At 64.3% G+C, this 11977-nt stretch carries 11 protein-coding genes; 9 read left to right on the top strand and 2 right to left on the bottom strand.

Going from position 1 to position 11977, the window contains the following annotated elements; translation table 11 throughout:
- The 7 genes from J1M81_RS12275 to J1M81_RS12245 all read left to right on the top strand — a co-directional run.
- Positions 1 to 396, top strand: a 396-nt coding sequence (locus J1M81_RS12275) for an aminotransferase class III-fold pyridoxal phosphate-dependent enzyme (RefSeq protein WP_206498116.1), incomplete at its 5' end; no start/stop codon positions are given.
- Positions 393 to 1328: an ornithine carbamoyltransferase gene (gene argF, locus J1M81_RS12270; RefSeq protein ID WP_032365513.1), complete on the top strand. Its 936-nt coding sequence runs from the start codon at positions 393 to 395 to the stop codon at positions 1326 to 1328. The genes J1M81_RS12275 and argF, both read left to right, overlap by 4 nt.
- Positions 1325 to 1840 carry an arginine repressor gene (locus tag J1M81_RS12265; RefSeq protein ID WP_032365512.1) on the top strand — a complete coding sequence of 172 codons (516 nt, stop codon included), beginning with the start codon at positions 1325 to 1327 and terminating at the stop codon, positions 1838 to 1840. The genes argF and J1M81_RS12265 overlap by 4 nt, the downstream gene beginning before the upstream one ends.
- A 52-nt stretch (positions 1841 to 1892) precedes the next feature.
- The gene (locus J1M81_RS12260; protein ID WP_048318718.1) at positions 1893 to 3092 is read left to right on the top strand and encodes an argininosuccinate synthase; all 1200 of its coding nucleotides are present in this window, start codon (positions 1893 to 1895) and stop codon (positions 3090 to 3092) included.
- A complete protein-coding gene (gene argH / locus J1M81_RS12255) occupies positions 3089 to 4537 on the top strand; it encodes an argininosuccinate lyase (protein WP_027497230.1) in 1449 nt (482 codons plus the stop codon). The genes J1M81_RS12260 and argH overlap by 4 nt, the downstream gene beginning before the upstream one ends.
- Positions 4538 to 4638: 101 nt before the next feature.
- Positions 4639 to 7656: an AMP-binding protein gene (locus tag J1M81_RS12250; RefSeq protein ID WP_206498115.1), complete on the top strand. Its 3018-nt coding sequence runs from the start codon at positions 4639 to 4641 to the stop codon at positions 7654 to 7656.
- Positions 7657 to 7760: 104 nt separating this feature from the next.
- Positions 7761 to 7967 carry a Trm112 family protein gene (locus J1M81_RS12245; RefSeq protein WP_027497228.1) on the top strand — a complete coding sequence of 69 codons (207 nt, stop codon included), beginning with the start codon at positions 7761 to 7763 and terminating at the stop codon, positions 7965 to 7967.
- 10 nt (positions 7968 to 7977) lie between these two features.
- Here the strand turns inward: J1M81_RS12245 and J1M81_RS12240 are convergent, their stop codons facing one another.
- Both J1M81_RS12240 and J1M81_RS12235 read right to left on the bottom strand, forming a co-directional pair.
- Positions 7978 to 8733 carry an ABC transporter permease gene (locus J1M81_RS12240; RefSeq protein WP_027497227.1) on the bottom strand — a complete coding sequence of 252 codons (756 nt, stop codon included), beginning with the start codon at positions 8731 to 8733 and terminating at the stop codon, positions 7978 to 7980.
- Positions 8730 to 9461, bottom strand: coding sequence for an ABC transporter ATP-binding protein (locus J1M81_RS12235; RefSeq protein ID WP_027497226.1), 732 nt, complete (start codon positions 9459 to 9461; stop codon positions 8730 to 8732). Before J1M81_RS12235 ends, J1M81_RS12240 begins: the two co-directional genes overlap by 4 nt.
- A gap of 73 nt (positions 9462 to 9534) precedes the next feature.
- Between J1M81_RS12235 and J1M81_RS12230 the strand changes: the two genes are divergently transcribed.
- Both J1M81_RS12230 and tyrS read left to right on the top strand, forming a co-directional pair.
- Positions 9535 to 10188, top strand: coding sequence for a DNA-3-methyladenine glycosylase (locus tag J1M81_RS12230; RefSeq protein WP_032365509.1), 654 nt, complete (start codon positions 9535 to 9537; stop codon positions 10186 to 10188).
- A 38-nt stretch (positions 10189 to 10226) separates the two neighbouring features.
- Positions 10227 to 11501, top strand: coding sequence for a tyrosine--tRNA ligase (gene tyrS, locus J1M81_RS12225; RefSeq protein WP_027497224.1), 1275 nt, complete (start codon positions 10227 to 10229; stop codon positions 11499 to 11501).
- Positions 11502 to 11977: the final 476 nt, after the last annotated feature.

Raw genomic sequence — 11977 nt, 5'->3', positions numbered from 1 at the left:
GAGTTGTTGCATCCGGGCAAGCACGGCACCACCTTCGGCGGCAACCCGGTCTGCGCCGCTGCTGCGTTGGCGGTGTTGCGGACCATTGCCGCCGACGACCTCGTTTCGCACGCCGACAGCCTCGGCAAGACCATCGCTCATTCCATCGAGGCTCTCGAACACCCTCTCGTCAGCCATGTTCGGGGCTCCGGGCTTCTGCTCGGAGTGGTGCTCACGGCCGCGGTTGCGCCTGCAGCCGAGGCAGCGGCCCGTGACGCAGGCTTCCTGATCAATGCAGCGCAACCAGACGTATTGCGGCTCGCACCGCCGCTGATCATCACCGAAGAGCAGGCCGCGTCGTTCGTCTCGGCACTACCGGCAATTCTCGACGCAGCACAGGAGGCACACCAGCCATGACCGTTCAGCACTTCCTTCGCGACGACGACATCACCCCGCAGCAGCAGGGCGAAATTCTGGCGCTCGCGGCCGAGATCAAGCGGGCTCCGTTCTCCAAGCGGCCGCTCGAGGGGCCGAAGGGTGTCGGTGTGATCTTCGAGAAGAACTCCACCAGAACTCGGTTCTCGTTCGAGTTGGGCATTGCGCAGTTGGGCGGCCACGCCGTTGTGGTCACCGGAAGCGACACTCAACTGGGACGCGAGGAGACTCTGCAGGACACCGGCCGCGTGCTCTCCCGCTACGTCGAGGCAGTCGTCTGGCGTACGTTCGGGCAGAAGCGGCTGGAGCAGATGGCAACAGGTGCAACGATTCCCATCGTCAATGCACTGTCCAACGAATTCCATCCCTGCCAGGTCCTCGCCGATCTGCAGACGCTGATCGAGCACAAGGGAAACCTGACCGGACGGACGCTGGCGTACTTCGGCGACGGTGCCAACAACATGGCACATTCGCTTCTCATCGGCGGAGTGACCGCGGGACTCGATGTCAGAATTGCCGCTCCGAAGGAATTCGCACCTCTCGGTTACGTCCTCGATGCCGCACGTGCGCGCGCCGAGGAGACCGGAGCGTCCATCACGGTCACCGAAGACCCCGACGAGGCCGCCGACGGTGCCGATGCTCTCGTCACCGATACATGGACATCGATGGGTCAGGAGAACGACGGACTCGATCGAGTCGCTCCGTTCCGGCCCTACCGCATCGACTCCGAGCTGCTGTCGAAGGCGAAATCCGACGCCGTCGTGCTGCATTGCCTTCCTGCCCACCGCGGCGAGGAAATCACCGACGAGGTGCTCGACGGTCCGCACAGTGTCGTCTGGGACGAGGCCGAGAACCGTCTGCACGCGCAGAAAGCACTGCTGGTCTGGCTCCTCGAGCAGGCTCGGCGACCGTGAGTGACGACGTCACTGCGGTTCCGCTGACCGCGTCGACCCGCGCGGGCAGACAGGCGCGGATCATCGCGTTGCTGGCCACGCATCAGGTGCGCAGTCAACCGCAGTTGGCGTCGTTGCTCGCCGCCGAGGGGATCGACACCACCCAGGCGACGCTGTCGCGTGACCTCGAAGAGTTGGGTGCGGTGAAGTTGCGCGCTCCCGACGGCGGCGTCGGGGTGTACGTGGTCCCCGAGGACGGCAGCCCGGTGCGCGGGGTGTCGGGCGGAACCGACCGTCTCCTGCGGCTGTTGGGGGAGCTGTTGGTGTCTACCGATCACAGCGGAAACCAGGCAGTTCTGCGGACACCGCCCGGAGCTGCGCATTACCTGGCCAGCGCGCTCGATCGTGCTGCATTGCCGGAAGTCGTGGGAACGATCGCCGGTGATGACACGATTCTGCTCATCGCTCGTGAACCGACCACCGGCGGCGAGATCGCCGACAAGATAGAAAAGCTCGCTCGACGCGGAAACTGAGATCCGGTCACTCCGCACTGCACCACACGAACCACGAAGGAGCGTCATCACCATGGCCGAACGCGTCATCCTCGCCTACTCCGGCGGACTCGACACCTCTGTCGCCATCAGCTGGATCGGACGGGAGACCGGCAAGGAGGTCGTCGCTGTTGCCATCGACCTCGGCCAGGGCGGTGAGGACATGAATGTCGTCCGCCAGCGCGCATTGGACTGCGGCGCAGTCGAATCGGTCGTCGTCGACGCCAGGGACGAGTTCGCCGACGAGTACTGCCTGCCGACGGTGCAATCCAACGCGCTGTACATGGATCGGTATCCGTTGGTCTCGGCCATCAGCCGCCCGCTGATCGTCAAGCATCTGGTGGAGAACGCACGTGCGCACGGCGGAACCGTCGTCGCGCACGGGTGCACGGGCAAGGGCAACGACCAGGTCCGGTTCGAGGTCGGCTTCAACACGCTCGCTCCGGAGCTCGAAGTGCTGGCACCGGTACGCGATTACGCGTGGACCCGGGAGAAGGCGATCGCGTTCGCCGAGGAGAACGACATTCCGATCAACGTCACCACCAAGTCGCCGTTCTCCATCGACCAGAACGTGTGGGGACGGGCAGTGGAGACCGGCTTCCTGGAAGATCTGTGGAACGCGCCGACGAAGGATGTGTACGACTACACCGAGGATCCGACGGTCAACTTCCAGGCGCCCGACGAACTGATCCTCACGTTCGACAAGGGTCGCCCGGTCGCCATCGACGGCCGTCCGGTGTCGGTGCTCGGTGCGATCCAAGAACTCAACACCCGTGCGGGCGCTCAGGGTGTCGGCCGATTGGACGTCGTCGAGGATCGCCTCGTCGGCATCAAGAGCCGTGAGATCTACGAGGCCCCCGGTGCGATGGTGCTGATCCGTGCGCACGAAGAACTCGAGCACGTGACCCTCGAGCGCGAACTCGGCCGCTACAAGCGTCATACCGACCAGAAGTGGGCCGAGCTGGTCTACGACGGCCTGTGGTACTCGCCGCTCAAGGGTGCGCTCGACACGTTCGTTCAGCACACGCAGGAACACGTCTCGGGCGAAATTCGCCTGGTCCTGCACGCGGGCGGAATCATCGTCAACGGCCGTCGCAGCGGGGAGTCGTTGTACGACTTCAATCTCGCCACCTACGACGAGGGCGACACGTTCGACCAGTCCGCGGCCAAGGGATTCGTGCAGCTGCACGGGCTCTCCTCCAAGATCGCAGCGAAGCGGGACCTGGGCCTGTGACCACGTCGAGCAACGCACACGGAACCAACGAAGGCTCGCTGTGGGGCGGGCGCTTCGCCTCCGGACCGGCGGCTGCCATGGCAGCCCTGAGCAAATCGACACACTTCGACTGGGTTCTCGCGCCCTACGACATTCGCGCGTCCATGGCCCACGCCCGGGTTCTGAACGGTGCCGGACTGTTGACCCCGCAGGATCTCGAGACCATGCTCGACGGTTTGCAGCGGCTGGCCGACGACGTGGCGTCCGGTGAGTTCGTCGCGGCCGAGTCGGACGAGGATGTGCACGGCGCTCTCGAACGCGGATTGATCGATCGGGTCGGACCCGAGGTGGGTGGCCGCCTGCGTGCCGGCCGCTCACGCAACGACCAGGTCGCGACTCTGTTTCGAATGTGGTTGCGCGACGCCGTCCGTCGGGTGGCGGTCGGTGTTCTCGACGTCGTGGACGCACTGGCGACCCAGGCCGCGGCTCACCCCACCGCGGTCATGCCAGGCAAGACTCATTCGCAGGCGGCGCAGCCGGTGTTGTTGGCGCATCATCTGCTCGCACATACTCATCCGCTGCTGCGTGATGTCCAGCGGTTCGCGGACTTCGACAGGCGAGCGGCGGTGTCGCCCTACGGTTCCGGCGCTCTGGCCGGCTCCTCGCTCGGTCTGAGCCCCGAGAAGATCGCCGCCGAACTCGGCTTCGATTCGTCCGCCGAGAACTCGATCGACGCCACGTCCTCGCGTGATTTCGCGGCGGAAGCCGCGTTCGTGTTGGCGATGACGGCGGTGGACCTGTCTCGGTTCGCCGAGGAGGTCATCTCGTGGAGCACACCCGAATACGGTTACGTGACTCTTGCAGATGCATGGTCGACGGGCAGCTCGATCATGCCGCAGAAGAAGAATCCCGACGTCGCCGAATTGACTCGTGGCAAGACGGGCCGCCTGATCGGAAATCTGACCGGCCTGTTGGCCACCCTCAAGGCACAACCGTTGGCGTACAACCGAGATCTTCAGGAAGATAAGGAGCCGGTCTTCGATTCGGTTGCACAGCTCGAGTTGCTGCTCCCGGCTCTCACCGGTTTGACGGCGACATTGGAGTTCCACACCGATCGCATGGCCGAGCTCGCGCCGGCCGGGTTCACACTCGCGACCGATATCGCCGAATGGATGGTGCGGCAAGGGATTGCGTTCCGGGTCGCCCACGAGGCAGCGGGAGCCTGCGTGCGCGCGGCAGAAGCGCGGGGCGTGGGGCTGGTGGATCTGACCGACGACGAGCTCGCGTCGATCGATCCGGCGCTCACTCCGGCAGTACGCGAGGTGCTCACCGTGGAGGGTTCCATTTCGTCGCGTGATGCTCGCGGCGGCACCGCGGCAGTTCAGGTGGCGCATCAACTCGGTGGTGTGCGGGCGACTGCGTCGACGTTGCGCGCGTGGGCCGAGGTGCCGGTGTTGCGGCACTAGTCGACATCCTCGCCGTATTCCACGAGTGTGATGTGAGAAGCTTTCGTCACGCGAAGACCGATGTCGGTCGTTCCGTCGGGGCCGAACGCAGGAGTGTATTTGTGGGACTGAATGCAGACGCGGTACGTGGTCCACTGCGGCGTGCTATCGCAACGGCCCAGAACGGGCTCGAGGTCATCCGACTGGGTGGTCTCGAGACCGAGGTGGATCCGTCACCTTTTCGGGTGATGGACCGTGAACCGATGTATCGGTTGCGGCGTTACTTCCCCGACGACGTTCCCGTGGACAGTCCTCCGGTGGTGCTGATTCCGCCGATGATGGTCTCCGCGGACGTGTACGACGTCACCACCGATCAAGGTGCGGCCGGCATCCTGCACGGCATGGGCATGGACCCGTGGGTGGTCGATTTCGGTTCGCCCGATACCGAAGAGGGCGGGTGGAGCCGTACTCTGGCCGATCACGTCGTCGCCATCAGCGAGGTCGTGGACAAGGTGCACGAGCACACCGGCCGCGACGTTCACCTCGGCGGATACTCGCAGGGAGGCATGTTCTGCTACCAAGCTGCCGCCTATCGAGGTGGACGAAACCTGGCCAGCCTCATCACGTTCGGGGCTCCGGTCGACACCTTGGCCGGCTTGCCGTTGGGTATCCCGGCGGGTGTCGCCACTCGGGGCGCGGAGTTTCTCGCCGATCATGTATTCACGCGCTTGGCCGTGTCGGGGTGGATGGCGCGGACGGGATTCCAGCTACTCGACCCGGCGAAGACCGTGCGGTCTCGTTTGGATTTCCTGCGACAGTTGCACGATCGGGAAGCACTGTTGCCTCGGGAGCCGCAGCGCCGCTTCCTGGCGATGGACGGCTGGGTGGCGTGGTCCGGGCCCGCCGTGGCCGAGTTGCTCAAGCAATTCGTCGTGCACAACCGCATGATGACCGGCGGCTTCGTCATCAAGGACAGGCTGTTGACGCTTGCCGAGTTGACGGTGCCGGTGCTGGCGTTCGTCGGCGAGGTGGACGACATCGGACAGCCGTTGGCGGTCCGCGGAATCCGGCGTGCCGCACCTCGTGCTCAGGTATTCGAAACCACTTTGCGTGCAGGTCATTTCGGTCTCGTGGTGGGTAGTACGGCAGCTGCGCAGACATGGCCGACCACCGGAAACTGGATTCGGTGGCGCGAGAACCTCGGACCGAAGCCCGAGGCAGTTCGCGTCATGGAACACGAGGAGCACTCGGACAGCGACAGCGGAGTGTCGATCACCAACAGGCTCATCCATACCGCTGCCTCCATCGCCGAAGTGGGAGTCGGTGTGGGACGCGGATTGGCCTCGGCTGCGACCGGTGCTGTGCGCGGCACTCGTGAGATCTCGACCGAGGCCGTGCGCACCCTTCCGCGACTGGCGCGGCTGGGGCAGATGCAGCCGCACAGTCGGGTCTCGTTGGGCCGCTTGATCGCTGAGCAGGGAAGAAAGTCCCCGCTCGGCGAGTGCTTCCTCTTCGACGACCGTGTGCACACCTACGACGCCGTCAACGTGCGTATCGACAACGTGGTTCGAGGTCTGATCAGTGTCGGTGTACGGCCGGCATCGCGCATCGGTGTGCTGATGGAGACCAGGCCGAGTGCCCTCGCCGCCATCGCGGCTCTGTCGCGCATCGGCGCTGTTCCGGTGTTGCTGCAGCCGGGTAGCGACCTCACTGCCGCGTTACGCACCGTGGACGTCGACACTGTGATCGCCGATCCGGAGAATGCCGCAGCGGCCGTTCCGGTTGCGCCCAACGTGCTAGTGCTCGGCGGTGGTGAGACGCGGCGACTCGAGGTTCCGGACGGCTACGAGGTGATCGACCTCGAAGCCATCGACCCCGACGCCGTCCGACTCCCCGCCTGGTTCGAGCCGGATCCCGGTCGCGCTCGCGAACTGGCGATGATTCTGTTCACTACGACCGATCGTGGTCTCGAACCGCGATACATCACCAACCACCGCTGGGCGCTGTCCGCCTTCGGTACCGCGACAACGGCCGCTCTCGGTCCCGGCGATACCGTGTATTGCCTTGCACCGCTGCATCATTCGGCGGGCATACTCGTGACCATCGGCGGCGCGCTTGCCGGCGGATCGAGGATCGCTCTTTCCCGTGGTCTCGATCCCGAGCGCTTCAGGGAAGAGGTGTACCGCTACGGCGTTACCGTCGTCAGCTACACGTGGACGATGATGCAGCAGATCGTCGACGAGGGGCGCTTCCCGGTCGACACCGGTCACCCGGTTCGGCTGTTCATCGGCTCCGGTATGCCGGTGGGATTGTGGCGTCGCACGCTGGCGAAGTTCACCCCGGCGCGAGTCCTCGAGTTCTATGCCTCCACCGAGAACGATGTCATTCTGGCCAATGTCGCCGGGACGAAGATCGGATCGAAGGGACGTCCTCTGCCCGGCAGTGCGCGAGTGGCTCTGGCGGCGTACGACCCGATCACCGGTCGACTCGAAGAGGACGACGACGGATTCGTGCGGCAGTGCCGCGACAACGAGATCGGACTGCTCCTGGGCCGCCCGAGCGGTGACGGAGAGGCGACCAGCCATGTCATGCGTGGGGTCTTCGAGCCCACCGACGCGTGGATACCCACCGAGAACCTGTTCCGGCGTGATTCCGACGGCGATTACTGGCTCATCGATCGTAAGGACACTGTGGTGCGCTCGGCGCGGGGGCCGGTGTACACCCAGCCGATCGTCGACGCCGTCGGCGATCTCGACCAGGTCGGTTCGGCCGTGGTCTACGGGGTTCGTGTTGCCGTCGACGGGCCACGGTCGATCCGCATGGAAGCGTCGGCTATCGAGGTCGCAGTGTGCGCTGTGTCCCTGCAGCCGGAAGCGGTGATCACCGCTCGCGCTCTCACCGATGCTCTGGGAGTTCTTCTGCCGGACGAGCGTCCGGCGATCGTCCACGTTGTGTCCGACATCCCGGTCGGTCGCGCCTATCGACCCAACGCGTCTGCATTGAAACAGGCAGGAATTCCTACTCCGAGCGCACGATCGTGGTACTACGATCCGGAGTCGAACAGCTACCGACGACTGACGAAAGCTGTTGTGGCAGAACGCTTCGTGGGACGTCAGGCCACCGCCGAGAAGTCTTCCTGACATGAAGGAACGGCCGGCGGCCCCGACGACGGAAACAATCGGCGTTCGGTAGCGTGAACGAAGACCATCACTCCGACTCGGTCGGAGCAGACAGAAGGACACCTGTGGCAATCGACTCGACACTGCTCTCCATCCTCGCGTGCCCTGTGGACAAGGGCCCGCTCCTGCTCGTCGAGGACGAATTGCTCTACAACCCGCGACTGCGTCGCGCATATCCGATAGAGAACGGCATTCCGGTGTTGCTCGCCGACGATGCGCGCGATGTCGACGACGCCGAGCACGAGTCGATTCTGGCGCGCGCCACGTCCTAGACCACCTCGTTCATGGTGTACGCCGACGCAATGTCGCGGCCGCACCGGTCAGCGCTGCCACGGTGAACATCACGACCACGGCGATGTCGGCCCCCATGCGCTTGGTTGCATCGGGGTGGACGGATATCTCCTGCAGGGCGTCCACCAGGTAGCTCAGCGGCAGAAGGTTGCTGACTGCACCGAGCCAACTCGGCATCTGATCGCGGGCCACCAGGAGCCCGCAGAGGAAGAGCTGCGGGATCACGACGACCGGCATGAACTGGACCGCTTGAAATTCGGTACGTGCGAAAGCGCTGCACAACAGCCCGATCGCCACTCCGAGCATCGCCCCGAGTACCGCGATCACCAGAACCCACCCGATCGAGCCTTCGATGTCGAGCCCGAGCAATCCGAATGCGAGTGCGCACGCGAGCAGCGCCTGCCCTACAGCGGCGAGCGAGAACGCCGAGCCGTAACTCGCAAGCAGGTCCATCTTGGACATCGGTGTGGTCAGCAGGCGTTCGAGTGTTCCCGTGCTGCGTTCACGCTGCATCGAGATCGACGTGAGCAGAAACATGACGACGAACGGCAGAATGCCGAGCATCGTGATCGCAATTCGATCGAACGACGATTGTTGGTTCGGCGGAGCCGGGACGTCTCGGTACAGGAAATACAGCAACACAATCAGTAGAGACGGCACGAGCAGGACCATGGCCACCGATCGGTGATCGGCTCTGAGCTGGCGCAGGATTCGACCCGTACCCGCTGCGTAGATTCGTGCGTTCACGATGTCTGTTCCGTGGATCTGATGAGCGAGAGGAATGCGCGGTCGAGGTTCGTTTCCTTCGTCCGCGCCAGTAGCGCTTCGGGGCTCGATCGGTCCAGGACGGCACCGTCGCGCATCAGTACGAGCTGGCTGCAGTGTTCTGCCTCCTCCATCACGTGGCTCGAGACCAGCACTGTCGTACCTACCGCTGCGATTGCGGCGAATCGTGACCACAGTTCCGAGCGAAGGACGGGATCCAACCCGACCGTCGGCTCGTCGAGGACGATGAGTTCGGGTTCGGCGACCAGCGCGCTGGCCAGGGAGACCCGGCTCAGTTGGCCACCGGAGAGCTCACCCGCCCGCGACGCCGCATGGTCGGTGAGTCCGACAGCCGCGATGGCGGACGCCACCTCGGAGTGGCGGCGACCGTAGAGCGACCCGAAGTACTGCACGTTCTCGCGAACGGTGAGGTCTCGGTACACGCTCGGTGCCTGCGTCACGTACCCGACGGTGCGGCGCAGGGAGGTGGAGCCGGCTGGGCATCCGAGCACTGTCACGGTTCCGCCGGCAACGATCTGCGTGCCGACGATGGCGCGCATCAACGTGGTCTTTCCGCAGCCCGATGGGCCGAGGAGGCCGGTGATGGCAGCCCGCGGAATCGTCAGGGACAGATTGTGCAGCACCGTTCGGTTGCCGCGGCGAACCGTCAACCCTGTGATCTCGACGGCATGTTGCCCGGTGAACGCCATGTCGGCCTCCAGACTTTCATCGATCGATGCAGTCATAGCCCCGTCGATGCCTCGAGGTCAAGGGTTCAGCATCATGGGACGGGTGAACGCTGCTGACTTGGAAATCGGAGAGCCGGACGACGCAGCCCGACGTGTCCTCGGGGCCACCGTCCATGCAGGCGCGGTGTCGGTACGCATCGTGGAGGTCGAGGCATACGGCGGTCCGGTCGACGGTCCGTGGCCCGATCCCGCTGCGCATTCTTTCCGTGGTCCGACACCCCGAAATGCCGTGATGTTCGGTCCGGCGGGTCGGCTGTACGTCTACCTGAGTTACGGCATGCACCTGTGCATGAACGTCAGTTGCGGGCCGGACGGGACGGCCGCTGCCGTCCTGCTTCGAGCCGGTCAGGTAGTTGCAGGTCACGACCTCGTCGACGGCAGGCGCGGTGGCGGAAAGTCGCGAACAGCGCGGGTCGAGGCCGGGTGGGCTCGAGGGCCCGGCAATCTCGGACGAGCACTCGGAGTGGGACTTGCCGACAACGGGACCGATCTGTTCGACGCGTCGTCACCGATCACCCTCGAGCTGCTCGAACATCCGCTGGGCGACGAGGCGTTGAAAGTCGGTCCACGCGTGGGTGTGAGCGTGGCAGCAGACAGACCGTGGCGTTTCTGGCTACCGGCCTCGCCTGCAGTGTCGAACTACCGGCGCAGTCCCCGCGCTCCCCAGCCCGGCTTGCGTGAGGGCTGAACGAGGCGGCGGCAAGTGCATGCGGGAAGATCGACGTCGTGAGCGAGAACATCATCGACGAATTGACCTGGCGCGGACTGATCGCGCAGTCCACCGACGTGGAAGCACTGAAGAAGGCCACCTCGGACGGGCCGATCACGTTGTACTCCGGTTTCGACCCGACCGGACCCTCGCTCCACGCCGGCCACCTCGTTCCGCTGCTCGCCTTGAAGCGGTTCCAGCGGGCCGGTCATCGGCCGATCATTCTGGCGGGCGGCGCAACCGGACTGATCGGTGATCCTCGCGATGTGGGGGAGCGGACCATGAACTCCCGTGAGGTGGTCACCGAATGGGCGTCGCGTATCCGGGGGCAGCTCGAACGGTTCGTAGACCTGGACGACGGCCCTACCGGTGGCGTGGTGGTCAACAACCTGTCCTGGACAGGGGAGCTGTCCACCATCGACTTCCTCCGAGACGTCGGCAAACACTTCTCGATCAACGTCATGCTCGCGCGGGAGACGGTCAAGACTCGGCTCGAGGGCGACGGCATGTCGTACACCGAGTTCAGCTACATGCTGTTGCAGGCCAACGACTACGTCCAGCTGCGCCGGGAGTACGGCTGCAGTCTGCAGATCGGTGGCTCGGATCAGTGGGGCAACATCATCGCCGGCGTGGAACTGAACCGTCGGCAGGACGCCGAACAGGTTCACGCGCTGACCGTTCCCCTGGTCACGTCGTCGGACGGCAAGAAGTTCGGTAAGTCCACCGGTGGTGGCAGTCTCTGGTTGGACCCCGAGATGACCAGCCCGTACGCCTGGTACCAGTACTTCGTGAACACCGGTGACGCCGATGTGGTCAAGTACCTGCGCTGGTTCACCTTCCTGTCCCAGGACGAACTGGCCGAATTGGAGACAGCAACCGAGGAGCGACCGCACGCGCGAGAAGCTCAGAAGCGACTGGCAGCAGAGATGACGACTCTAGTTCACGGCGAAGAGGCGACTCGCTCGGTCGAACTCGCCAGCCAAGCACTGTTCGGGCGGGCCGAGCTCACCGACCTCGACGAGAGCACTCTGGCAGCGGCGTTGCACGAGGCATCTGTGGCCGACATCGAGGTGGGTGCTCCGAACACGATCGTCGACCTCCTTGTCGCGACAGGGTTGAGCGAGAGCAAGGGTGCTGCGCGACGGGCGGTCAAAGAGGGCGGGGCAGCGGTGAACAACGTCAAGATCGCCGACGAGAACTGGACACCGTCGAGCGACGACCTCTTGCACGGACAATGGTTGGTGGTCCGGCGCGGGAAGCGGAACTTTGCGGGAGCACGCGTGGCTCGCTGAATCCAGGATCGGCCAGTGGCCGGAGTCACATTGATGTAATTTGGTTTGGACATCCGCTCGAGGGGCAATCCATCGAGCGCGACCAGGCTGTTCACACCGATTGTGTCCGAACGACCTGGGGATTTGACGCGTTGTTATCCGGGGCGTAACTTTGTCCAAGTCAGAGCGACACGGACGCCAGCCCAGACCGCAAGGCCTGAGCGAAGCGGACGCGCGCTACACAATCTGGTTCGGACACTACTTCGGTTGTGTCTTAACCGCGGATCGAAGGCCAGTTTGACTGAGCCTGAACATCCGATCTAAGCTGGAACGGTTGCCCCGGACACCGACGAGATCATCTCGGACGTGAATGGTGTGTGCGTGTTCTTTGAGAACTCAACAGTGTGTCGATGAATGTCAGTGCCGAATTTTATTTGGTGAAAGCATTCGATGTATCAGCCATCCGCTTGTGGTGGTTGTTGTCGGGTGTTGTTTTA

The organism is Rhodococcus sp. KRD175, assembly GCF_017168275.1.
GTDB lineage: Bacteria > Actinomycetota > Actinomycetes > Mycobacteriales > Mycobacteriaceae > Rhodococcoides > Rhodococcoides fascians.
Note: the sequence above shows the minus strand (reverse complement) of the source record. Positions and strands in the feature narration are given on the sequence as shown.